The organism is Microvirga sp. CF3016 (assembly GCF_036314085.1).
Taxonomy (GTDB): domain Bacteria; phylum Pseudomonadota; class Alphaproteobacteria; order Rhizobiales; family Beijerinckiaceae; genus Microvirga.
Genome location: NZ_JAYGGM010000009.1, coordinates 169504 through 193004 on the forward strand (window position 1 = coordinate 169504; position 23501 = coordinate 193004).

At 55.3% G+C, this 23501-nt stretch carries 19 protein-coding genes; 6 read left to right on the plus strand and 13 right to left on the minus strand.

Going from position 1 to position 23501, the window contains the following annotated elements; translation table 11 throughout:
* Positions 1-40 precede the first annotated feature (40 nt).
* Genes flgG through flgB form a run of 4 tightly spaced genes read right to left on the minus strand, consistent with a single transcriptional unit; the run spans position 41 to position 1973 of the window.
* The gene (gene flgG, locus VB672_RS15105; protein WP_329785021.1) at positions 41-829 is read right to left on the minus strand and encodes a flagellar basal-body rod protein FlgG; all 789 of its coding nucleotides are present in this window, start codon (positions 827-829) and stop codon (positions 41-43) included.
* A gap of 10 nt (positions 830-839) precedes the next feature.
* Positions 840-1169 carry a flagellar hook-basal body complex protein FliE gene (locus VB672_RS15110; RefSeq protein ID WP_329785022.1) on the minus strand — a complete coding sequence of 110 codons (330 nt, stop codon included), beginning with the start codon at positions 1167-1169 and terminating at the stop codon, positions 840-842.
* 1 nt (position 1170) lies between these two features.
* A complete protein-coding gene (gene flgC / locus VB672_RS15115) occupies positions 1171-1587 on the minus strand; it encodes a flagellar basal body rod protein FlgC (RefSeq protein WP_329785102.1) in 417 nt (138 codons plus the stop codon).
* The gene (flgB, locus tag VB672_RS15120) at positions 1587-1973 is read right to left on the minus strand and encodes a flagellar basal body rod protein FlgB (protein WP_329785023.1); all 387 of its coding nucleotides are present in this window, start codon (positions 1971-1973) and stop codon (positions 1587-1589) included. The genes flgC and flgB overlap by 1 nt, the downstream gene beginning before the upstream one ends.
* Positions 1974-2360: 387 nt before the next feature.
* On the opposite strand from flgB, the gene VB672_RS22630 reads away from it, so the two are divergent.
* The 3 genes from VB672_RS22630 to VB672_RS15140 all read left to right on the plus strand — a co-directional run bounded on the left by VB672_RS22630 (position 2361) and on the right by VB672_RS15140 (position 8626).
* Entirely contained in the window at positions 2361-5108 is a 2748-nt protein-coding gene (locus tag VB672_RS22630; RefSeq protein ID WP_442932058.1) for a PAS domain-containing sensor histidine kinase, read from the plus strand.
* Positions 5074-5694 carry a response regulator FixJ gene (gene fixJ, locus VB672_RS15135; protein ID WP_329785024.1) on the plus strand — a complete coding sequence of 207 codons (621 nt, stop codon included), beginning with the start codon at positions 5074-5076 and terminating at the stop codon, positions 5692-5694. The genes VB672_RS22630 and fixJ overlap by 35 nt, the downstream gene beginning before the upstream one ends.
* A gap of 172 nt (positions 5695-5866) precedes the next feature.
* Positions 5867-8626 carry a heparinase II/III domain-containing protein gene (locus VB672_RS15140; RefSeq protein WP_329785025.1) on the plus strand — a complete coding sequence of 920 codons (2760 nt, stop codon included), beginning with the start codon at positions 5867-5869 and terminating at the stop codon, positions 8624-8626.
* Positions 8627-8744: 118 nt separating this feature from the next.
* Here the strand turns inward: VB672_RS15140 and VB672_RS15145 are convergent, their stop codons facing one another.
* From VB672_RS15145 to VB672_RS15170, 6 genes are all read right to left on the minus strand, one after another.
* Positions 8745-9446 carry a protein phosphatase CheZ gene (locus tag VB672_RS15145; protein WP_329785026.1) on the minus strand — a complete coding sequence of 234 codons (702 nt, stop codon included), beginning with the start codon at positions 9444-9446 and terminating at the stop codon, positions 8745-8747.
* An 18-nt stretch (positions 9447-9464) separates the two neighbouring features.
* Positions 9465-9848 carry a response regulator gene (locus tag VB672_RS15150; protein WP_329785027.1) on the minus strand — a complete coding sequence of 128 codons (384 nt, stop codon included), beginning with the start codon at positions 9846-9848 and terminating at the stop codon, positions 9465-9467.
* Positions 9849-9898: 50 nt separating this feature from the next.
* Positions 9899-10387: a chemotaxis protein CheW gene (locus VB672_RS15155; RefSeq protein ID WP_329785028.1), complete on the minus strand. Its 489-nt coding sequence runs from the start codon at positions 10385-10387 to the stop codon at positions 9899-9901.
* 2 nt (positions 10388-10389) lie between these two features.
* A complete protein-coding gene (locus VB672_RS15160; RefSeq protein ID WP_329785029.1) occupies positions 10390-13188 on the minus strand; it encodes a hybrid sensor histidine kinase/response regulator in 2799 nt (932 codons plus the stop codon).
* 245 nt (positions 13189-13433) lie between these two features.
* The gene (locus tag VB672_RS15165) at positions 13434-13712 is read right to left on the minus strand and encodes a hypothetical protein (protein ID WP_329785030.1); all 279 of its coding nucleotides are present in this window, start codon (positions 13710-13712) and stop codon (positions 13434-13436) included.
* A gap of 227 nt (positions 13713-13939) precedes the next feature.
* Positions 13940-14626 (minus strand): response regulator transcription factor, encoded by a 687-nt coding sequence (locus VB672_RS15170; protein ID WP_329785031.1) that lies wholly within the window; start codon positions 14624-14626, stop codon positions 13940-13942.
* Positions 14627-15656: 1030 nt separating this feature from the next.
* Between VB672_RS15170 and VB672_RS15175 the strand changes: the two genes are divergently transcribed.
* Positions 15657-18569 (plus strand): bifunctional diguanylate cyclase/phosphodiesterase, encoded by a 2913-nt coding sequence (locus VB672_RS15175; RefSeq protein WP_329785032.1) that lies wholly within the window; start codon positions 15657-15659, stop codon positions 18567-18569.
* 307 nt (positions 18570-18876) lie between these two features.
* Positions 18877-19752 carry an aldose 1-epimerase family protein gene (locus VB672_RS15180; protein WP_329785033.1) on the plus strand — a complete coding sequence of 292 codons (876 nt, stop codon included), beginning with the start codon at positions 18877-18879 and terminating at the stop codon, positions 19750-19752.
* A gap of 58 nt (positions 19753-19810) precedes the next feature.
* Here VB672_RS15180 and VB672_RS15185 read toward each other — a convergent pair whose 3' ends face one another.
* Positions 19811-20197: a response regulator gene (locus VB672_RS15185; RefSeq protein ID WP_329785034.1), complete on the minus strand. Its 387-nt coding sequence runs from the start codon at positions 20195-20197 to the stop codon at positions 19811-19813.
* 396 nt (positions 20198-20593) lie between these two features.
* On the minus strand, positions 20594-20803 hold the full coding sequence (locus VB672_RS15190) for a hypothetical protein (protein WP_329785035.1): 210 nt from the start codon (positions 20801-20803) through the stop codon (positions 20594-20596).
* A gap of 260 nt (positions 20804-21063) precedes the next feature.
* On the opposite strand from VB672_RS15190, the gene VB672_RS15195 reads away from it, so the two are divergent.
* Positions 21064-22254, plus strand: coding sequence for a YihY/virulence factor BrkB family protein (locus tag VB672_RS15195; RefSeq protein WP_329785036.1), 1191 nt, complete (start codon positions 21064-21066; stop codon positions 22252-22254).
* 169 nt (positions 22255-22423) lie between these two features.
* Here the strand turns inward: VB672_RS15195 and VB672_RS15200 are convergent, their stop codons facing one another.
* A complete protein-coding gene (locus tag VB672_RS15200) occupies positions 22424-23452 on the minus strand; it encodes a UDP-glucuronic acid decarboxylase family protein (RefSeq protein ID WP_329785037.1) in 1029 nt (342 codons plus the stop codon).
* Positions 23453-23501: the final 49 nt, after the last annotated feature.

A 23501-nucleotide genomic window follows, 5' to 3' on the forward strand; every position in this document is an offset into this window, starting at 1 on the left:
GAAAGATCTGCTTCATGAGACTATCACCCGGCGTTCAGCCTTAGCGGATGCCCTTGGAAACGGTTCCTGCCATATCGTCGGCGGCCTGGATCACTTTTGAGTTCATTTCGAAGGCGCGCTGAGCCGAAATCAGGTTCGTGATTTCCTTGATCGGATCGACATTAGATGCCTCAAGATAACCCTGATGGATTTTGCCATACCCAGGATCGGACGGAATACCAACTGCCGGCGCACCGGACGCTAACGTCTCGCGGTAATAGTTGCTGCCGATCGGTTCCAGGCCAGCATCGTTGGCAAAATTCGCGAGCGTCAATTGGCCGAGATTCTGAGGCTGAGCCTGGCCGTCGACTTTGGCGAACACCTCGCCGGATTCGTTGATCGTGACGTCGAGCGTGTTTGGCGGGATGATGATTGGAGGGTTCAGCGTGTAGCCATCAAGAGTGACAAGCTGCCCGTCGCCGTTCTTGTTGAAGGATCCCGCACGAGTATAAACGATTTCGCCGCTCGGAGCGTTGACTTGAAACCAACCGCGGCCATTCAAGGCGAGATCAAACTGGTTAGACGTATTCGTCAGCGATCCCTGCCGATGTAGATTCCGGATAGCCGCCGTTTTCACCCCAAGACCCAGCATGGCGCCTTCAGGAACGGGGCTTGAGCCTGCTTGGTTGGGAATGGCTTGGGACCGCTCAGTTTGATAAAGCAGGTCCGTGAATTCCGCCCGCGCTCCCTTGAAGGCCGTGGTGTTCACGTTTGAGATGTTGTTTGCAATAACTTCGACGTTTAGCTGCTGTGCATTCATGCCTGTCGCAGCGATCGCGAGCGCTCTCATTTGGATCTCCTTAAATCGCCATCCGAGCGATTTCTTGGTAAGCCGCGACCACCTTGTCACGGATTGCAATGGCTGTCTGAAGCGTCTGTTCCGCGGACATGACTGCTTCGACGACCTGCTGCACCGAAGCCTTGCCTTGAATTCCAGCAATCGACGCCGCTTCGCCTGCCTTCATAGTATCGACTGCCGAGGTGGCTACTTGAGCCATCATGTCGCTGAAGCTTGCCTGGGTCGCGCCGGATACAGCTCCTGCAGCCGGCGAAGTTCCGAATGTAGGGATCGCTGCGACTGCCGCAGGGCGATCAATCATCGAAGAGATTGAAGAAACTGCGCCGACCATATCAGCCTCTCATGAGATCAATTGTTGCAGAGATCATGGCTCTGGCCTGCTTCATCATCTGCAGGTTCGCCTGATAAGATCGATTGGCTTCGCGCATATCTGCCATTTCGATCAGCATGTTCACGTTCGGCTTTTTCACCATGCCGTTTTCGTCTGCAGCCGGATTGCCGGGGTCGTATTCAACCGGAAACGCAGAATCATCCTGCCCGACATCCTTGACAGCGACTGATGCTGCTCCGAGCGTGCGGTCGAGTTCAGATTTGAACGTGATTGTCTTACGGGTATATGGATCTGAGCCCGGCGTGCGGCCTGTCGACTGCGCGTTTGCGACGTTCTCCGAAATAACCCGAAGACGGGCAGATTGCGCCTCCAGACCGGAGCTAGACAACTTGCTGGATGCAACTAAGGGATCGATCATCACGAAGTCCTCACGCTCGACATCAGCATCCGATGGAAGGATTTGACGATGCTTGTGTTCAATGAATGCTGCCGGTTGACCTCACCGGCCTTGATCAGTTCCTGCTCAAGGCTGACGGAATTCTTGGAATACACCGTATCCCAGCTGTCAGCTTTCTTAACCTTGCTTGCTTCGGCTTTGGACGGAGTAAAGCCGATATGGCTGGCATTCGTTGCAGCCATGTTCAGCTTAGTCTTATCCAAAACGTCGGCGAAAGGTTCGACATCCCTGGCGCGGTAGCCAGGGGTGTTGGCATTGGCGACGTTTCCGGAAATTGTCGTTTGGCGAGCGGCGAGCCACTGGGCCTGTCGCGATGCCAGATCGAACAAATAGACAGGTGCCGTCACAGGGGGTCTCCAGGCGAAGATGGTAAAGAGGCGTTTAACCCTCCAACCTTGCCCGAGGCTGACCTGTCTGCCTGAAAAAGTTTTGGGAACAACGTGGTAGGCTGGGGACCTGCGGCAGCTGAACCGCTTTGCGAAACAGCACCGAAGCAAAATGGTGCCTGCACCTTACTGATACGTTATATCTCTTGAATGATCCTAGATCAGCCTCTGGCGCGACAATATTGCAGTCATCTCGGTTGAATTTTCGATTGCTGATCCGACCACGTTCATGCATTCGCATCAGTGACTTTTATTGCCGAACGGGCATATCTCTATTGTTAGTTAAGGTGATTCTTCGCCGATAAGCGAAGATCCTGCAGGCGACGCAGCACATGGGTTGGGGGGTGAATGACTCATACTTCTGCGTTTACAAACCGATTCGACGTACGATCAGGTCGAGAGACACGGTGGTCCGTTGATCCTAGTCGCGTTCTTAACTCGATTCGTGATTTCGCACTGATCACGCTTGATGAGAGCGGAAATATTGTATCATGGAGTCGCGGTGCCGAGCACATCTATGGTTGGGAAACTGATGAAGTTCTTGGACGGCACTTCTCGCTCCTTTACCCACCGGACTCGGCAGGTCGAGACAAATCACTTCAGGGCCTGAGACTCGCCGAACAGCTGGGCCACTATGCCGATCAGACTCGCTGCACGACCAAGACAGGTGTTTATCTTCTTTGCCGGGTGACGATCGATATCATCCAGGATGAATCCGGAAATATATGCAACTTTGTTCTAACATCGCGCGATGTCAGTCGCTTCATGGCCGCAGAAGCCGCATTGAGAACGCAGGAAGAGCGTTACAGGGCCTTGATAGAAGCGAGCGCAGCGGTGGTCTGGCGAGCTTCACCAAACGGCTCGATCATTGATGGCGCGTCGGGGTGGGGAATTCCACACAACCAGTTCCTGAACGATTTCAAAGAATATGCCTGGCTGGAGAACGTCCACCCGGATGATCGGGCGCGGGTAACATCGGCTTGGCTAGAGACACTTGCATCCGAAGAAGCCGGCACAATCGAGTATCGCATTAGCCAATCCAATGGCGAGTACCGCTGGGTCCTGACGAGAGCGGTTCCTCTTCGGGATCCTGACGGCGTGGTGCAGGAATGGGTCGGTACAGTCGCGGATATCCACGAACAGAAGTCAGCGGCCGAGCGGCTTCGTCAAAGCGAAGAGCAGTATCGCGCGTTGATCGAGGCAAGCGCCGCCATTGTCTGGCGCGCGTCGACGGACGGTTCTATCACGAAGGTCTGGGGATGGGAGGCATTCAGCGGTCAAGCCAAGGGAGAATACACCGGCTACGGGTTCCTGGAGGCCGTTCATCCTGATGACCGCGACAAGCTGCTCACTCAGTGGCAAGCTGTTCGGACCTCAGACGAACCGTGCATTTTTGAGTATCGCGTCCGGCGCTCGGACGGCAGGTACCGATGGGTGCTGACGAGAGCCGTCCCCCTTCTGAACGAAGATGGGGCTGTGGTGGAATGGGTGGGCACAGTCACCGACATTCACAACCAACGACTGGCGGAAATGAAGCTTCGCAGCAGCGAGGAACGCCTGCGCCTTGCAATTGAAACGACGGCTCTGGGAATCTGGGACCAGGACCTTGTAACCGGTCGTCGGCAGTGGACACCGGAAGCCCGCCAGATCTTAGGCTTGCCGCCAAACGCGGAAATCACTCGAGAGATTGTCCTCAGCTGTGTTCATCCTGACGATCGCGAGCGTATTGAAAGGACATTCTATACCGATGAACCTGGCGCTAGCTTGACTTATAGTGGTACGTTCCGGGTTATCCGTGCCGACACCGGGCACGAGCGCTGGGTCACTGCGATCGGCCGCACGATGGTCGATGAAAGTAGCCGGCCCGTTCGCAAGATTGGAACGATCCAGGACATCACGGAGCGCAAGCTCGCAGAGAATGCCCTACGCTCCAGCGAAGAGCGTCTACGCACGAGAGAGGCGCATCTGAGGTCCATTCTTGAGACCGTTCCGGATGCCATGGTCGTTGCCGATGAGGGTGGCATTATCCGTTCCTTCAGTGCCACGGCCGTGCGAATGTTTGGCTATCTCCCGGAAGAAGTTATAGGAACCAATGTCAAATTCCTGATGCCTCTGCCGTATAGAGAGCAGCATGATGGTTATATCCGCCGCTATCGCGAAACGGGGGAGCGCCGCATCATCGGCAGCGGCCGTGTGGCCGTTGCTCAACGCAAGGACGGATCGACCTTTCCTATGGAAGTTCAGGTCGGCGAGATGGAATCCGATGGTGAGCGCTTCTTTACAGCCTTCATTCGTGACCTGACCGAACGCCAGAGGACAGAAACACGGATGCAGGAGCTGCAGTCCGAGCTTGCCTATATGTCCCGCTTCACGGCTTTAGGTGAGATGGGATCAACCCTGGCCCACGAAATCAACCAGCCCCTGACCGCGATCACCAGCTACCTCAAAGGCTGCGGAATGCTTCTAGGTGATGTAGAGGGCGAGAAGGTCGCCCTCGTCCGGCATGCGGTCAACGAGGCCGCCGAGGAGGCTTTGCGCGCTGGTGAGGTCATACGGCAGTTGCGCGAATTCGTAGCTCGTGGGGGCAGCGAGCACCAGATCGAGGGGTTGCAGCGACTCGTCGAGGAGGCCAGCGCCTTGGCTTTGGTTGGGGCCAAGGAGAAAGAAGTCAAGGTTGAGTTCGACTTCCCTTCAGAAAACCCTTTAGTCTTTGTGAACCGTGTTCAAATCCAACAAGTACTGCTCAATCTCATTCGCAATGCCATAGAGGCGATGCAGGACGTGAGCCTGCGCGGGCTGACGATCAGGGCCAGAGCCATACAGTCTGAATCCCTTGTTCAGATCAGCGTACAGGATACCGGATCGGGGATCCCGCCCGAGATCTTGAAGAACCTGTTTAAGCCGTTTACGACCACGAAACAGAGTGGCATGGGGGTCGGCCTCTCCATCAGCCGGACGATTATCGAATCGCACGGCGGCAAGATCTGGGCGGAATCGAACCCAGGTGAGGGAACAATCTTCCATTTCACTCTTAGAACTGTCGATAAGGAGGACATGGCCAGTGTCGAACACGCCGATCGTGTATGTGGTGGATGATGACGTTGGAGTGCGAAAAGCTCTTTCGTTTCTGCTGGTATCGGCTGGCCTGAACGTTCGCCTCTACGAATCAGCGAAAGCATTTCTCGACGAAGTCCAAGATCCTGGCAGATGCTGTATCGTTACAGATGTGCGCATGCCTGGTGTCGACGGCCTTGAGTTCATTCGTCGTCTTCACGCGCGTGGACTCAATGTTCCGGTTGTCGTCATGACTGGTCATGCCGATATTCCTCTCGCTGTTGAAGCCATGAAAGCGGGAGCGATCGACTTCCTGGAAAAGCCATTTCGGGAAGATCGGTTCCTGGAAGTCGTCCGCTTTGCATTGGTGTGCGACGAGAAGAGCGTTCGTAAGAACCAAGAACTTCTTCGGACGCAAGCGCGTCTGCAGTCGCTATCTCAACGAGAGCGGCAGGTACTCGACGGCCTTGTCGCCGGAAAAGCCAACAAGATGATTGCCCATGAGTTGAACATCAGCATCCGTACGGTGGAGATTCATCGCTCCAATGTGATGTCAAAGATGGAAGCAAAAAGCCTTTCCGAACTCATCCGAATGGCCTTGTTTCTTGAGGTCGCAACCGGCAACTAAGCGAGTTTGCCGAAATGAATACCGGAGTCTTGAGGCAATGCTACTCATAGCCAGGTCTCAGCTCAAAGCGCGAGCTCTCTCATCATGAGTTGTTCTGCGGCTTGGACCTGATTTGACAGTATTCGAAGCACTCTCATCCGGTGAACTTTCTCGAAGAGGCTTTGGTATCTGCATGCCTGAAATTCGACGCATCCTTCCAACTCCTCGCGATCAGGCCGCGGAAGATTCGCAAAGTCTTACAGGGGACACGCACGTCGTTGCAAACAACAATCGCTGGTCTCGTGCCATCTATGACATCAAGGATGTTTCCGGCGATACATGGTGCGAACTTTGCTTCGATATCGCCTGGAATCAGGAGGAGAAGGCTCGCAAAGTCCATGACTTTGCATCCGTAGGTATCGATTTTCTGACAGAAGACGGATCAAGTATCGACTTCGCATACGTTCCAGGTTTGTCGAGAAGCCAGATCGATCCTCATAGCTACTACATAGCTGGGCCGGCTTTCTATGATCGAAACGACGATCCATCGCATGCAAACCGAGTGCAGTTTGCTTTTTTCATTCCGCTTCCGGCAAAGCACCTGACCGTCACAATACGTAGCTGGCGCAATTCGCATCCGTTCGCGATCAGCAATCTCAGGGTTTTCCAACCCGTTCAATCGCTAACGGACGACCAGACGGCTCATCCTCGCTTACAGGTCGGTCAGCCGATGGCACCAGCCTCACGTCGTACGTGGTGGGATCTGAGCACGACGCCGCGCTGGCAGAACTACGGGATCGTCCCGGGCCATCCGCTTGTCGTACGAGGTCAACTCATCAATCGTGGCTCAGAGGGCGACGGGGCCTTGGTCCGTGTCGTCTTCCGGGATAGGCAAGGCAAGGAACTAACGCCACCCTACGAGGAAGTTCAAATCTCTCCCGAGGTAGGCGCTTTCATCGACATTCCAGTCCACCGGCAGACAAGGCGCTTCACGCTCGAACTAATACCTCCTCCGCAAGCAGCAGCGGTGGAACTCGGTTTTCAAGCTTGGAGAGATGAGGCTTCAATCAGTCTAGTAACTCCCCTTGAAGTTGCCATAGGGGAAGACCTCCTGCTTGAGAATCTTCTCGGTGAAGAGCACGCCGCTCAGCTCAGTTTCTTGGAAGAGGTTTGCAATCGGCTCGGATGCCTACCAAGCTCTGCCGCTCTCAAAGCGCGTGGGAGTCCGATCGACCAATTTATAGATCGGGAGACCCTCGGATCGCTGTTCACATTCCACGACCGTCTCAGGACTATCCAAAACGGCGAAGCGTCAGTCATTGTCGATCACCGGTTAGTTCTTTGCGGGCTTGAGCCATGGCCCATCCCCGAAGCTTTGGAGTGGACGGAAGACCCATATAGGTCTCCAGCTTGGCGCTTGGAATTTCAATCGCTTTCGTGGCTTCTTGATCTCGCAAGAAGGTCAGGCACCGACGGCTTTGCGAGGGCAGCGGATCTCGCTTTGTCTTGGGTGCAGTCCAATCCGTGGGGACAGCCTCGGGATCCTTTAAGCACCTATCCCTCGTCTATGGCCACACGGGCCGAGGTCTTGCTGTACCTGGTGGCCTTCGGCTCAACCTCGAAACGTGCGAAGGGTAACGAGCGTCAGCAAAAGCTCTTTGCCGAAGTTATAAAGTATGGCTTTGCACTCGCAGAGATCTTAAGTCAGAACATCTTCTCGCCGTCTGCCAATCAGCTGCGCGCGGCATGCGCACTGCTTGCTATTTCACGTGCAGTTCCCGTCTTTCCCTTAGCTTCATATTGGAAAGCCGTAGCCCTTGCCCAGCTTCGCAGTGGATTTGATCAACTGATCGGCCATGACGGCTCCTTTGTCGAGCAATCCGTCCATTACAGACTTGAGATCCTATCTACCGGACTGCTCCTGGCGCACGACCTGAAGGACATGCCAGAGGCCGGAGAGTTTCGAGAACACCTTGATGCACGACTGAAGGTTAGCCTTACGACTATCGTTGGAGTTACGGATCCTGCTGGCATGCTTCCTCCTTTCGGGGACGTGCTTCGCGGCTACCACCATGCATCCTGGCTACGCCGGTTGATCTCCGGATATGGGCGATCTCTACTGTCAGACCAGAACCTGGCTGAAGAGCTATCCTATCCGACAGGATCACGGACGTTTGTCTCCGAAGGAGATGGAATCGCCGCCTTCAGGATTTATGATCATACGCCGCACTGGAGCTATCTATGTGCATCATTCGGTGAGCAGCGTCACGAGAACGGCCACTTTGATTGCTCATCCTTTGTCTATTCGGCACGAGGCGTCCACTGGATCACGGATCCGGGCGGCTCAAGTCTCCATGACACCGGATCAGCTCGACACTATTTAACCTCTTCGAGAGCTCATAACGTCGCAATCCCGCAAGGCCGGGAGCAATCCTCTGGTTGCGGGTGGATTGAGGCACGAGCATCGCTCAACAACGCGAGCATCATTCGCATTGGAACGAATGTGTACGGCCCAAATTACAAGCACATTCGAACTTTCATATGCTTGGACAATCTTGACACGGTTGCCATTTTCGATCGGTTCGGAAGCTCCGAAGCTTCAATCTCGTTCGACGGGCACCTTCACTTCGAAGAGAATGTAGCGGTCGCATTGGCGAATTCCAATCTTGCGATCGGCTTTCGCAATAAGAGCCGGCTGCGAATCATCCCACATATGATATCGGGCCAATATAGCGGCATGACAATTCACAACGGCTGCCATAACAGCCCAGGCTCTCTGCAGGGCTTCGTTTCTCATCCGTCAGGAGGAATTCGACCTGCCAATGTCCTAACGTACAGGTTCTCCAGTTCAGGTGACGTGTGCGGAGGGATAATTCTTTCCGCCAGCGAGCAAGGGTTTCGGCGAATATCGCACCTGCTGGTGGAGAAAGAGGTTCAGAAGCTGCTGGCATGATGCTGCAGGGCCTAAAACGGCGACATCTCCCCGGACGGCTTTCTCAGGCATTCAATGGCACGAAGGGCGGCACCCGAACCATGACGATCCGGGTGCCATCTGACGAACATAGCCCCAACTAGCCGAAAAGCGCGTCGATATCGTCCTGAGATGTTACGCCCTTATCAGTCGCAAGAGAAGGGCCGTTCAGGAGGGCCGCATCGCCTTGACGTCTTGAGTCGTCTATAGTCTCGACATCCTTGAAGCTCTCTAAGCCTCCCCAGATGTCAATCATGTGATGGACCCGCTCTTCGACGAACCTCATCGCATTAACGACCTTGCTGATGCGCTGTCCCGTGATGTCTTGGAAATTGCAGGCTTCGAAAATGCTGATCACATGATCCAGAATTTCTCTGGCAATTTCCTGATCTCCACCTGTTAAACGCGAAGACAAATTGCTGGATAGATCATCAATCTTCTCAGCAGCCGCAAGAATTGAGTTGGTCGCCGTTTCGGTGCCGAGAACGATCGCACCGAGTTCATCAGTCACCCTGTTAATTTCTTGCCCTTGAGCCCCGGCGTAGCGAAGAGTCGCAATTTCCCTTTTGGTCCTTGCAATGGCTTCGTAGATGGAATCGAGTTCCACCTTCAGGCGAAGAGCCTCCTGCATATCTCGCCGGTGCTCTTCAAGCAGTGAGGCTGAGATATCGCGCGCCGGTACGATCGATTCCTTGATCATACTAAGCATGCCCATGATTTCGGAATGCCGCTCATGGGATCCCTCATCATTCGAGAGTGCGTCCATACTCGCTTCGATACGATAGCTTTTACGTGGCTTCATGGTCTTGCTCGAAATCACTTATCCGGCGAACACAGCGCTGATCTTCGTCCGTAGCGTTTCCGCATTGAACGGCTTGACAATGTAGTTGTTAACGCCGGCCTTTTTGGCTGCAACGACATTCTCAGTCTTTGCCTCGGCAGTAACCATGATAAATGGCAGAGAACCCAGTTCGGCGTCAGACCGCACCTGTTGCAGCAATTCGAAGCCCGTCATGGGAGCCATGTTCCAATCCGAAATTACGAGCCCGTACTTCTTCGCCCTCAGCTTCTCCAACGCCGCCTGTCCGTCGGAGGCATCGTCCACGTCATTGAAACCGATCTGCTTAAGAAGATTGCGGAGAATCCTGACCATCGTCTGATAATCATCGACGACAAGGACAGGAGTAGAAAGATCAAGACTCACGGTGTTATACCCTCAGCAAGCCAGATGTTGGGATAGGTTTTCGAAAATCTTCAAGCAGCTTCCCGCTCGGCTCCGAACGCCAGAACAGCATCGACGTCAAGGACGATCAGAAGTTTGTCGTGTAACTGATGCACCCCTTGCGAGAGGCCGACCCAGCCTCGATCCATGTGGACAGGGTTAGGCTGCATCTCGTCTGAGTCGAGCTTAAGCACCTCTCCTACTTCATCGACAAGCAGGCCATAGGCCTCTCCATGGTTTTCGAGTCCAACAGCCATGCGCCGTTCTCCGCCGGTCGAGTCACCTAAGCCTAGGCGCCGGCGAAGCGATACGGCAGTGACGACACGGCCGCGCAGATTCAAAAGGCCCGCGATCTCTCCTGGTGCCAATGGCACGGTCGTCATCTCACTAACGACGAAGACATCATGGACCCGGCTAATCGGTAGCCCAAGCAGTTGCCCTGCAACCGTGACCGTTACGAACTCCATCTGCTTGGAGGTCGCCTTCGTGGCACCGGAGGTGATCGGTTCGATCAGTTTCATTGTTATGCAGCCTCTTCAAGCGATCCGTTGAGCTCAGCCAGTGCCGAGAGCAGACCTCGTCGGTCGATCTTCGATACAATTTCGGAAATCCGCAATTTCCGCGCCAAGGCGATCTGCTGCGCGTCAGGCTTGACGGTCAGTCCGATAACAGGTGTTGCGCTGTGATGCGGATCGGCTCGCAGGGAGGCGACAAGTGCGAATCCTGAATGGCCCGAGAGCTCCAGATCCGTCACGATCACATCGATCTGTAATCCATTCGACAGGATGCGAACTGCCTCTTGTGCCGTCGATGCAGTTTGAACGCGGTAGCCTGAAGCCTTGAGGACTGGAACAAGCATGTCCCGGAAGAAGGTCGAACTATCGACCAGGAGCAGTGACTTGTCCGGCCCGCCACGTCGATCCTTACGAGCCCAGGTCTCGAGGACCATGGGGAGGTAATGCGCAATGTTGACGATTTCGGTTGTGCGCCCGCGAACGACCGCCGATCCAACCAGATCTGAGCGCTCCGCAAGCAGTTCGACATCGAGTTTGTCCTCGACGATATCCACGATCTCGGCGACCGCCAATCCCATGGAGACCTCACCGTCGGAGAACACCAGCAGGGATTGCATGCCTTGCCGCTTGATCGCAAGCTCCTCGTCGCAGGATACAAGCGGCATCAAGCGCCCGCGATATTGGACGACAGGCCTTCCGCTCGACCATTCGATGGTAGAAGCTTCGATTTCCTCAAGTCGGGTCACGAGGGAAAGCGGAACGGCTTTCAGACTTTCCCCACCGCCACGGAAGACGAGCAGACTTGTCATTTCTTCTGCTGCCGCGATCGTCTGCTCAAGGCTTGCATCGCTCTGGAACTCGTTGCTGTCGGCACCTGAGCCGACCATCCGGGCAAGCCCGTTAGGATCGATGATCAGCACTACAGCTCCATCGCCCAAGATCGTGTTGCCGGAGAAGAGCTGAATATGCCGCAGCTTGGACGACATCGGCTTAACGACGATCTCCTCAGTATGGAAGACACCATCAACGAGGATACCGAAGCGCTGATGCGCAACCTGCGTCACAACGACGAAGCCGCTGTTAGCGTCCTCATTCCCGGAAAGGCCCATGACCTTCGAAAGGGGAACAATTGGAAGCAGGCGATCTCGTAGACGGAGGATTGGAGTCCCGTTGATGCGTTCAATAGAATGCTCCGATGACGGCGATACCCTTACGAGCTCGGAGACAGCGACCTGGGGAATTGCGAAGCGCTGATCCTTCGAGGCCACGATAAGCGCCGCGACGATAGCCAGCGTCAGCGGGATCTTGATCGTGAATGTTGTTCCACGCCCCTGCTCGGAGCGAATATCGACCGTGCCGCCAATCAGCTCGATGTTCGTCTTGACGACGTCCATGCCGACGCCACGGCCCGACACCGAGGTCACCTTCGCGGCAGTCGAGAAACCAGGATGAAAGATGAACTTGGCCACCTGAGCATCGCTCATGCGCTCGACTTCAGCGTCGCCTGCGATCCCTCTTTCGACGGCCTTCTTCCGAATAGCAGCGAAATTTAGTCCCTTGCCGTCATCGGCGATCTCAATAGTGATCGATCCACCCTCATGATAGGCGTTGAGACGGATCGTTCCCTTCTCGGGCTTTCCGGCAGCCTTGCGGTCCGCCGGGCCCTCGATGCCATGGTCGGCTGAATTGCGGACCATATGGGTGAGCGGATCTTTGATGACCTCCAGCACCTGCCGATCGAGCTCGGTGTCAGCGCCCTGCATCACAAGCTCAATCTTCTTCGAAAGCTCGTTCGAGAGGTCGCGAACAACACGCGGGAGTTTCTGCCAGGCATTGCCGATGGGCTGCATCCGGGTCTTCATGACGCCGTCCTGCAACTCAGCCGTCACCTGTGACAGGCGTTGCAGTGGAACTTTGTAGCCGTGGTCCTCAGAGCTCCTTCGGGCAATCTCAAGCAGTTGGTTCCGGGTCAGAACGAGTTCCGAAACCATGGTCATCAGGTGCTCAAGCGTATCGACATTCACCCGAATGGTTTGCACTTTCCCGGCAATGCCCTCACCACCTTCGGCTGAATCCGAAGACTCGGCAGCTTTTTTGGGCGCTTGTGTCGTAGCAGGAATCGCAGACTCAGCCTTTGCAGCGCTTGCAGCAGGCTTTTCAATGACGAGGGGGACTGGGCCTGGAGCCTCCCGAAAGGCGCGCTCAAGCTCATCGAGCGAAACCTCGCCTGGCTTTAAGGCCCGCTCAAGCACCTGATATGTTAGACTGCCGGAAGTCGAGGCCCTCTCCGGTCCCGGAGCCTGTTGGAAAGCCCGCTCAAGCTCGTCCAATGACACTTCTCCCGGCTTCAGCTCGCGTTCCAGTGCCTGATAGACTAACTGCCCGGACGGTTGTGGCGATACTGGAGTGGGTACAGGTTCAGGAGCTGGCGCTTCCTGTGACGCCATCTTGTCCAGCATCTCGATGAGATCGCTGTCTGTGCCTTCCGGTTCCGAGCCTTGGCGCTCAAGCTCACCCAAGATTTCCTTGATCCGATCAAGAGTTGCAAGGATCAACGAGACGGCAGGAGTGGTCACCGGCATACCGTCGCGGAACTTACCCATGAGCGTTTCGGCCGCATGAGCAAGAGCCTCCAGACGTGGCAGCCCAAGAAAACCGCAGGTTCCTTTGATGGTATGAACCAGACGGAAGATATTGCTGAGGATGGCTTCGTTGTTAGGATCTTGCTCGAAGCGGACCATCTCCACGTCGACCGTTTCGAGATGCTCGTTGGTCTCGGTTAGAAATTCAAGAAGAAGGTCGTCCATTGCCGTGTCTCAACTCTTACTACGTGAACTGACGGGCACAGATCATCAAGCCCCTCAAGAAGGATGAATCTTGCGGCCTTCACGCCGGCAATAAAGCGCTGAACCTCATGTCCATGCTTGGGAAATCAGAAGGCGGCATCTTGATCCGCACTCAGGACGCGAGAAGTGTCCAGCCCGACCTTGACTGTCTCAGCGTTGAGATCTGCAGCTCTTTTATTATCATGTCCCGCCCCGATACGCTTTGTTCACCGCGTCAGATCCTTTGGTATTTTTGTTGAGGTGCGACTGGGATCATTGGGCGACCTCTGCAAGCCGGGAACAATGATCCAGAGTGCCTCCCCTATCGCTTCAACCTCGATCATGACGTTGAGGAATAATAAATCTCCGTTTCCTGCAATAAAGTTAACAACGTGGGTGAACTCAATTTTTATTTCACGTTGAAAATTGAGTGCCGCTGGAGACCCTTCCATTACATCCAGTGATTGCCCGGGATCCGGTATGGACAAGGGACCTACCGCTATCATGCACTGACGTCCTCGCTTCCGCCCATTTGGTTCGCCCAATGTCAGGTTCGAACCCAGAACTCTCGTCTCGGGCCCGCTGATCACGCCACTGCAGCCTGCAAATGAACAATCACCCGCGAAGGTCTTATCCTTCGCGGGTGATTGTTCATTGTTTTAGATTACTACGAAAGACGCGTGACTACTTTCGCTTCAAGACCCGCTTTGTATAGGTCGGCTTATTCTAAAGCTTAGGAAGCCGCGCCGACGTAAGAGTAACCGATGTAGCGCTTGGCATCGATAGGATCATAGCCAAGGCGCTGCCGGAGCTTCTTACGCAGCTTACTGATATGTCCTTCGACGACACTATCCTCGACATCGTCGCTATAGATTCCATAGACAGCGTCAAAGATCTGCTTTTTAGTCAAACGATGACCTCTCTTGCGGACCAAGTATTCAAGAATGTGCCGCTCACGGCGCGGAAGCGCCAAAGGCATGCCGTCGATTTCTGGGTCGCGACCATCGAAGAAGACCTTAAGCCTGTCAGTGTCGTTCTGGGTCTTCTTGCCGGCATTCGCATTGACCCGCCGCCAGACGGCTTCCGACCGGGCGAGGATTTCGCGCACATGCACAGGTTTGCGGACGACATCGTCGAATTTAGCCGTGAAGAGTTCCAACGTCTCTTCAAGAGAACGAACATCACTCAAGGCAATGATGGGTGCCTTCGAATAGCGGCGAATGCTTTCGGCAGAGTGAACCCGCTCTTCGAAGGTGCCCAGGACGAAACCCTGAACGGCCTCGAGATCAGCATCGGATGCCGATTCCAGCCATTCGTTAAATTCATTCGCATACAAGCCCAGGGAGGATATGCCTTCACGCTTAAAGCTCGCAACATATCCGGACGTTACCATCTGCCGGTCATCGACGACGATATACATTTTCTTCTGCCCCGCCTTAGTAATTAAGTGCGTTTTACATACTTCTTCTCGCCCTTCGCGACTTATTTACTCAACCCGTTCGCGTTCATCGGCGATGTCCAATAAGTATATTTTGTCCTGTTCACGGACAATACGTAAATAATGGGAGCGCCTACAGCATCATGGTTAATGCCTTTTAACGAACCTTAAACAGCCGTTAAACGGAGTTCTCGCTTATTCAGCGGACATGAACACCCTTGGATGGCAACTCCAACAATTTGACAAAGCACGCGTTTTTTCAACATCGATGTTTCAGAGTTGCGTAAGTTTCCGTCTGTCGCGCCAGGTCGAAACTCAATTACTACGTAGTATCCGCAGATTTGCGCTACGTAAAAGCACCTATTCGCCACCGTGCTTGCTTTCGGGAATAGGATCAGTCCGGGCGAATCTCACCACTCCCCGAACGGGATAACGAAGGCTATCTGTCGGCCCAAGCCCATAGGGTTAGGTTTATGGTTGCACGATCAGCCTTGCACGATTTGTATCCGACGAAGATTGCGTGAAGCATGCCTCCGTTCATGAGCTTCCTTTGAGTGTCACGCACGAACGTGAACTGTTATTAACCAGCCGGAGGCAACACACTTTCGAAGATTGCTTCGATACGTGATTGCGAAGTTTATTAACTATAACTCATCGAAGGATTTCAGTGCTCCTTGACCTTGTTCTGAAGAGAAAGCTACTTCTTGAACTGAGTGTATTTCAGTTCAGTGCAGATGATACGTTAGTCACCAATTTGACCCGGCCCTTCTCTTGGATGGGCATGGCGCGTTGCCATCTTACCGGTTGCTAGCCCGAGTATTTTGTGAGCGGCGGATCGAGTTATGCTCGAGGCATGATGCCATTCCGCTGTGTCGGTTAAACTCCGACATGTTCTGAGCGTCTCAGAGGCTTCCGAACGGGCAGTTTTCGAATGGTAGAATGTTCCAGACATAGCAACCTGCCTCCATGGAAGGAAATCGATCGCATCACTGCTTTTCAGAGACATGACATTTTGGATATCGAGCCGGCGCTTGAATTCGATAGAATTGCAAAGATTGCGGCACAGATCTGCGACACGCCGTTCGCATTCATCTCCTTCTTGGATGAGCATAGGCAATGGCTCAAGGCGAAGATCGGCCTAGAGGTCTCGGAGACACCCCGCGAAGATTCGATTTGCAACCATGCGATCCTTCAGACTGAAGTGTTCATTGTTCCCGATATGGCGGCCGACTCCCGGTTTCGAAACCACCCGTTCATCGTGGAATATCCGAACTTGTCTTTCTATGCCGGAGCACCATTGAAGACGAAAGACGGTTTGCCGCTCGGTGTGCTGTGTGTGCTCGACCGTGAAGCTCGCCCTCAAGGATTGACTGTGAAACAAGAGGAGGCCCTGGCAGCCCTCGCTAAAGCGGTCGTGTGCCAGCTCGAATTGAAGCTCGCCAACAGAACGGCAGCAGAGCGCGAAGAACTTACGCGATGCCTACTGGAGAGCTCCGATGATTGCATCACAGTCTTCGACCTTGAGGGCCGCCTCCGATTCATGAGTCGGGGCGGCCTGCGCGCAATGAATATCGCGGATTTTGGGACCGTCGAGGGTTGTGAATGGACAGATTACTGGAGCAGTACCGACAGGGAGGCGCAGGAAGCGATCGATAACGCCAAGAACGGCGGAATCGGACGTTTTCAAGGATTCGGCGCAGCAGCGTCAGGATTACAGAAGTGGTGGGACGTAGTCGTTACCCCCATCCTGACTCGGGATGGAGTTCCTCAGGGCTTTCTGTGCATCTCCCGTGATATTACTCAATTTCGGCAGACGGAACAGAGCCTGCGCAAAAGCGAGAACCGTCTCCGTACGCTTGTCGACGTCCTGCCCCTATCGTTTACCTCGCCACAGGTGGTCTGGTTCAGCGCTCCGGACGGCGAGTTCACTTACTGCAACGATGTCTGGTATGAGTACACGGGACTGCGCCCCGACACAGGTAACAAGGGGTGGCTTACCGTTGTCGACCCCCTCCACCGCGAGCAGATTCTTGAGCGCTGGAAGGAAGTTCTTGCAAAGGATAGCTCGTTTGAATTGGAAGTGCCGCTACGCCGCGCTTCCGACGGTGTGCATCGCTGGTTCATCATCCGAGGTCAGCCGCTCAAGAACGAGCAAGGCAAGGTTGAACAATGGTTCGGCATTGCCATGGATATTCACGAACGCAAGCAGTCCGAGCAGGCTCTGAGCGAGAGTGAAGAACGCCTGAAGCTTGCCTTGAAGGCCGCTCATATGATCGCTTGGGAGTTCAATCCGCAGACAGGGGTCACGACACGGTCCGATAACTCCTTGGCGCTTCTCGGCATCAAGCCTGGAACTGACAAAACGTTCATGACAGGCATCTACCCGGACGATCGCCAGAAGGTGGATGATTTCCTTCAACAGATACAGGTCAGCGGCTCTGACGCGATGGAATGCCGCTATGTCATGCCCAGCGGCGAGGTTCGATGGCTGCGAGCGCGAGCCGAAAAGGCCGGAATCGATCGGATCGTGGGAGTGACGTTCGACATCAGCGAGCAGAAGGAGGCGGAGGAGGAAATCTGGCGCTCGGCCAATCATGATGGTCTGACGGGTCTTCCCAATCGCAATCTCTTCCAGCATCGACTTGAGGCAGCACTCACTGCAGCCAAGCAAAGCGGTACGAGCGTAAGCCTGTTGCTGATCGATTTGGATGACTTCAAGGACATCAACGATACTCTCGGGCATGACGCAGGCGATGCTCTGCTGCAGGAGACAGCCCGTCGTCTCTCCGCCATGGTCCGCAGTTGCGATACCGTGGCCCGGATCGGCGGAGACGAGTTCGCAGTGCTCGTCGTTGAGCCCCTCAAGCTCGAGAATTCCACGCGCTTGGGCGGCTTGATTTCAGAGATGCTGCGTCAGCCCTTCACTTACCAGAAGCGAACCCTCGTCAGCCGGGTAAGCATCGGCATCGCCGCCTTCCCGGACCACGATGGAACGTCGGCAGAGTTGGTGAAGGACGCGGACATCGCGATGTACCAAGCGAAGTCGCAGGGTCGCAACCGGGTCATTACCTACTCGCCGGAGATGCGACGAGCTATCGAGCAGCGCGTTTCCCTGGGACGAGGGATACGCGACGCCGTCGCTAATGATCAGATCATTCCATTTTATCAACCGAAGGTAAGTCTGACGACAGGGGAGATTGTTGGCCTCGAAGCACTGGCGCGCTGGCAGCATCCGACCGAAGGTATTCTAACCCCCAGTTACTTCGGAGCTGTCTTTGAAGATCATGAGGCAGCAATCTCCATCGGCAAAGTCCTGATCTCGAAGATCGCAGCAGATGTACGCCAATGGATGGACCAGGACCTTCCTTTCGGCAGTATTGCACTCAATCTGTCTCCAGCCGAGTTCGGCCAATCGGCGCTCGTGGACAGCTTCTTGAGAACACTTGACTGGCTCAAAGTTCCGCCGACGCTTTTCGAGATCGAAGTTACGGAGACTGTCCTTCTCGGAAAGAACTCTAACAACGTCTCCTCAGCTCTCTCGCAGTTCCGCGCCCATGGTGTCCAGATTGCCCTCGACGACTTCGGCACCGGCTATGCCTCGCTGACTCACCTGAAACAGTTTCCCGTCGATCACATCAAGATCGATCGTAGCTTCGTACGAGATCTGGAGAAGGACTCCGATGATGAGGCAATCATAGTGGCCGTTATCAGTCTTGGTAGGAGCCTGCAGCTCCACGTGACTGCCGAAGGCGTCGAAACGCACGGTCAGGCCCGGCGTCTGCGTGAGCTGGGATGCGATCATGCCCAAGGTTATCTTTATGCGAAACCGATGGCAGCCTCACAAATCCCAGAGCTTCTGACGCGCTGGAACACAATGCTCATCAAGCCTCGCCTTGAAAGAAACGCGAAGCTGTTGAGCGGCTAGCACGATCTATGGAAAGGTCGTCATGGCTGACACTCTGAACGTGTGAGGTGCGCTCTGGATGGTCGTAATGAGGCATGCTCCTGCACTAGTCCTCGTTCTATGCTAGAGCTTCCAGCCAAGAGAGCCTTTGATCAGAACGACCCGACTCGGTCCTTACCGCGCCTGGTCGAAGCTGCACATTCATCCTCAGAACTGAGAACACGGCTCCACCCGGCACTCACTGAAATGTGTCGATACCTTCGCGCTCGGATGGGCTCTAACGGACGCTTCATGCTAAGTTCAGCCCCTTAGGCAAGGAGTTGACCGAATGAGCGTTACCATTTCGAGCCCATGTCTTCGAGCCGAGGTGTCCGAGAAGGGTGCTGAGCTTGTGCGGCTTCAGGACGAGCAGGGCCGAGATCTTCTGTGGGACGGCGATCCTGCCTTCTGGACCGGACGCTCGCCACTGCTCTTTCCTATCGTCGGCCGTGTGAGAGGCGACCGATTCCGAGTGGACGGGGCAGAATATGCACTGCCAAAGCACGGTTTTGCACGCCTCTCCCGCTTTCAGATCGATGGGGCTGGTCCGTCCCAATGCCGCTTTCGCCTCTGTTCCGACGAGACCACGCTTAAGCAGTATCCATTCCCCTTCCGGCTCGATGTTTCCTATGAGGTTGACGGGGCGAAACTCACCATCACGGCGTCGATCACCAATACTGGCCCCACCAACATGCCAGCTTCCTTCGGCTTCCACCCGGCCTTTCGTTGGCCGCTACCGTTTGGGGCACTGAGGGAGGCACACGCCATCCGCTTCGAGTGCGAAGAAACAGCCCCGATCCGCCGGCCCGTCGATGGCCTAATCAGCCGGGATGTCGAGACGAGCCCCGTGAGCGGGCAAACGCTTTCATTGCGTGACAGCCATTTCGAGGCAGATGCCCTCGTTTTTGACCGTTTGGTGAGCAAGTCCGTCATCTATGGGGCGCCGAATGGTGGCTCGATCCGCATTGATTTCCCAGATATGCCGCATCTGGGCATCTGGACCAAGCCTGGAGCCGGTTTCATCTGTATTGAACCCTGGCAGGGTCATGCAGATCCAGAAGACTTTGACGGTGAGTTTTCCGCCAAGCCAGGCATTGTTCTGATCCCGCCAGGCAGGACGCGAGACTTCAAAGTGGGAATTACCGTCAGCTACAGGGGATTGTGACCATGCCTGTCCGACCCTGGATGAAGCCGCGCCCGCAAGCCCATTAGTCGAGTGTGCCTCAATGGCTGGTCACGAGTTCGCGGATGTGCTGGACCACATCCTCGCTGGAATAAGGCTTGGGCACGAATCGTCCTTCATCCGGGATCTGCCCGGGATGCAGTTTGTGATAGGCGGAGGAGATCAACAGGGAAATGTGTGGCCAACGCTGCTGAACGCTTTCGGCCAGATCGAGGCCATTCATGGAGCCTGGCATGTCGATGTCTGTGAAAAGCACCTGGACTGTGTCAGAGCAGGCCTCCAAAACCGCGAGAGCCACGTCGGCATTGGCGGCTTCCAGTACATGAAAGCCAGCCTCCTCCAAGTCGCCGGCCGCTGCCATCCGCACGAGGAGTTCGTCCTCGACAAGCAGAACCACAGGAATGTCATCTGAATAATTGTTCATCATAAGCCGGGGAACGAAACTAACCTATGTTAGTTCCTACTGCTCAGGTCGCTTTTGAGCGGGAAACCCGACCATGACGTCGCACAAGTTCCAGGTCGAGCTCAAACAAGATTGGTCAAGCTCTTCAGCACGAATGCCATCGAGAGCCTCCTGAGCATGGTCACGATCGTCGGTGTCGCCCACCTCCAAGAAACCTAGAAGGTCACCCGCTTTCTAATAGCTGACAGCAATGCCTTTCGGTATCACACTGCGGGACTTCGGGGAGGTCTGGAGCGACTTTTGCGTGAATAGCAGCTTCAGCCCAGCTGAGAACAAGCCGCCGAGGGAGCAAAGGACAAGCACCGATCCGCAACAAAGTTTCTTCCCGTGCTCCCCTGAAGTTTCTTAGCGGCAGAAGGCTCAACCCACCTTGCGAATGGGAGTATCGGCAACCTGATCGGTTGAAGGCTGGGTTCGACAGCGGAAATCGTGCAGTTCCTGCCGGACTGTCTCAAGAACCGGATTGAAAGTCGGCCCGTGCTCCTTCGCGATCTCGACGAGCACATCGATCGCTCGGAGCAGACGCTCCTCGGTCACTGGCTCCCATTTGCGTCCTGACCACTCGTCCATCTCAGACCCTCCTCGTGGATCGAGAGAGACACTGGTCCAGAGAATCTTGCATCTGGGTTAAAGCCCGCGATCAAAGTGCGGGCATGCACAATCCGTTTCCATCTTTCATCACTGCAATGCTTTCGGGGACAGAGACCGTGTGATGGTCATCCAAGGTCGTCCAGTCCCAATAAGTCCGTGGAACCGTTGAGTTATTCGGGAGGTTTACGGTTGAACCAGGCCGTTGGGCCTGCATCCGACAACCGAGGCTGTATCCGACAATGGCGAATAATCCGGCAATCCCGCAACCTGAAGCGCGGCAATCCTCCTCATCCGCGACTGTCACGACCATGTGGGCCGTGGTGCTCGGATGGGCTCTCGTACGGCTCGTTGTGGGGGGAGAGCGCTCTGCGCCGGCCCGTTCTGGACGTCCATCGACAGCCCCGACGCCGGCGCGGCGCCAGACACAGAACGCCGATTCAGACTTCGGCGAAAAGCAGCATGCTCCACCGCATGCCGCTGCCGAGGCGGGGCGCGGGCGAAGCGCCGACACCCCGACGGAGATCCCGGCACTGGGATGGAAGGACATCCTGTGGCGCACCTACGAAGAATTCAACAAAGACCGCATCATGTCGGTTGCAGCCGGTGTTACCTACTATGCCCTGCTGGCCTTGTTCCCTGCCATTGCTGCCTTGGTGTCGATCTATGGCCTCTTCGCCGATCCCGCCACAATTCAAGATCATCTGAACACATTATCGGGCGTGATGCCTGGTGGCGCTCTCGACATTATCCGCGAGCAGGTCACCCGGATCGCCTCAAAAGGAGGCGGTGCGCTTGGGTTCGGCTTCATCTTCGGCCTGGTATTGTCGCTATGGAGCGCCAATGCTGGCATGAAAGCCATCTTCGATGCCCTCAACATCGTCTACGGGGAAGATGAGAAGAGAAGCTTCATTAAGTTGAACTTGCTGTCTCTTTCGTTCACCTTGGGTGCGATCGCTTTCATTCTCGTCGCTCTTGCCGGGATCATCGTTCTGCCGATCGCCCTTAACTTTATCGGCTTGGGCTCCGGTACCGAATGGCTGGTGTCTCTTGCGCGCTGGCCGATCCTCCTGATCGGGGTCGTATTCGGCTTGTCGCTGATCTACCGTTTCGGGCCAAGCCGTGACAAGGCTGAATGGCGCTGGGTTACTCCCGGCGGGATCGTGGCCGCTGTCCTCTGGCTTGCCGTCTCTATGCTGTTCTCGTGGTATGTCGCGAATTTCGGAAGCTATAATGAGACCTATGGCTCACTCGGCGCCGTCATAGGCTTCATGACATGGATCTGGCTGTCGACGATCGTTGTGCTGCTGGGTGCTGAGATCAATGCGGAGATGGAGCACCAAACGGCCAAGGATACGACCGAGGGCTCCGACCAGCCTCTGGGAGCTCGTGGTGCCCGGATGGCTGACACGCTTGGTGTGGCGAAGAGCTGAGCCCCTGAATTTGCAAGAAAGAAGGCGCTCCTTCTGGAGCGCCTTTCTGTATTGGAATTCTACCAAAGGATCGCGAAACTCTCTTTCAAGTCAAACAAATGAAAGTGCGCTGGCCCTCGCCAGCGCACTTTCATTTTCGCCTCTGAATGGCTATTGGGCAGCTTCAGACCTATCCGGCGGAAATTGTATTTCCCAGGTTCGGCACCTTCTGAACGGCTTTGCCATTCTCGGGCTGATCCTCCGAAAACCAGGCAATCGTCGTCTTCAGGCCAGCATCCAGGGATGTTCGTGGCGACCAGCCAAGGAGCCTCTTGGCCAGAGAAATATCGGGGCAGCGGCGACGCGGGTCATCGATCGGCAGTGGCCGCGCGACAATACGCGATGAAGAACCCGTCATAGCCAGAACCTTTTCGGCCAAATCACCAACCGTGAGCTCGACCGGGTTGCCGAGATTTACGGCGCCGGGGAATGGACCTTCAAAGGCCATGAGGCGCAAGAACCCATCGACAAGATCCGACACATAGCAGAACGAGCGCGTCTGGCTGCCGTTTCCATAGACGGTGATATCGTCCCCCGCGAGAGCTTGGCAGATGATATTCGAAACGACCCGCCCGTCGTCAGCGCGCATGCGCGGTCCATAGGTGTTGAAGATCCGTGCCACACGTACATCAACTCTCCCTAACCGGTCGAAATCGAACGTCAGCGTCTCCGCAGCCCGTTTACCCTCATCGTAGCACGCACGTGGACCTGTCGGATTGACATTGCCCCAATAGCTTTCAGTTTGCGGATGAACCTCTGGATCGCCATAGATCTCGCTTGTCGAGGCAAGGAAGAAGCGCGCGCCCGTTGCCTCAGCGAAGGTGAGCAAGTTGTGAGTGCCCACGACGCTCGTCAGCATCGTGTGCTCGGGATCGGCCTGATAATGCGGGGGGGAGGCTGCACAGGCGAGATTGAAGACTTCATCGATCTTCATGCGCTTGGACCGCAGCCGGGCGGGCAGCGGCTTGATGATGTCGCTATCGATAATGTCGAAGCGTGGCTCCCGCTCAAAGTGGCGGATATTCTGCTTTCGCCCCGTTTGAAAATTGTCAAGGACAGTCACATGAGCGCCTTCGCTGAGAAGGGCATCGCAGAGGTGTGATCCAAGAAATCCGGCTCCACCGGCTACGAGAACATGCTTGCTTTTGCCATTCTTCATGAGAACGCTCTCCTTTTCAGACCCTCAGAGGGTCCCAAGGTACAAACCT

What these genes read in the sequence shown, in the direction of transcription:
- VB672_RS15190 (WP_329785035.1), bottom strand. Translation starts at nt 20,803, where the DNA reads ATGGACGAGTGGTCAGGACGCAAATGGGAGCCAGTGACCGAGGAGCGT.
- VB672_RS15140 (WP_329785025.1), top strand. Translation starts at nt 5,867, where the DNA reads ATGCCTGAAATTCGACGCATCCTTCCAACTCCTCGCGATCAGGCCGCG.
- VB672_RS15185 (WP_329785034.1), bottom strand. Translation starts at nt 20,197, where the DNA reads ATGATGAACAATTATTCAGATGACATTCCTGTGGTTCTGCTTGTCGAG.
- VB672_RS15165 (WP_329785030.1), bottom strand. Translation starts at nt 13,712, where the DNA reads ATGATAGCGGTAGGTCCCTTGTCCATACCGGATCCCGGGCAATCACTG.
- VB672_RS15155 (WP_329785028.1), bottom strand. Translation starts at nt 10,387, where the DNA reads ATGAAACTGATCGAACCGATCACCTCCGGTGCCACGAAGGCGACCTCC.
- VB672_RS15195 (WP_329785036.1), top strand. Translation starts at nt 21,064, where the DNA reads ATGGCGAATAATCCGGCAATCCCGCAACCTGAAGCGCGGCAATCCTCC.
- flgG (WP_329785021.1), bottom strand. Translation starts at nt 829, where the DNA reads ATGAGAGCGCTCGCGATCGCTGCGACAGGCATGAATGCACAGCAGCTA.
- VB672_RS15160 (WP_329785029.1), bottom strand. Translation starts at nt 13,188, where the DNA reads ATGGACGACCTTCTTCTTGAATTTCTAACCGAGACCAACGAGCATCTC.
- VB672_RS15200 (WP_329785037.1), bottom strand. Translation starts at nt 23,452, where the DNA reads ATGAAGAATGGCAAAAGCAAGCATGTTCTCGTAGCCGGTGGAGCCGGA.
- VB672_RS15180 (WP_329785033.1), top strand. Translation starts at nt 18,877, where the DNA reads ATGAGCGTTACCATTTCGAGCCCATGTCTTCGAGCCGAGGTGTCCGAG.
- VB672_RS15110 (WP_329785022.1), bottom strand. Translation starts at nt 1,169, where the DNA reads ATGGTCGGCGCAGTTTCTTCAATCTCTTCGATGATTGATCGCCCTGCG.
- flgC (WP_329785102.1), bottom strand. Translation starts at nt 1,587, where the DNA reads ATGATCGATCCCTTAGTTGCATCCAGCAAGTTGTCTAGCTCCGGTCTG.
- VB672_RS15145 (WP_329785026.1), bottom strand. Translation starts at nt 9,446, where the DNA reads ATGAAGCCACGTAAAAGCTATCGTATCGAAGCGAGTATGGACGCACTC.
- VB672_RS15170 (WP_329785031.1), bottom strand. Translation starts at nt 14,626, where the DNA reads ATGTATATCGTCGTCGATGACCGGCAGATGGTAACGTCCGGATATGTT.
- VB672_RS22630 (WP_442932058.1), top strand. Translation starts at nt 2,361, where the DNA reads ATGACTCATACTTCTGCGTTTACAAACCGATTCGACGTACGATCAGGT.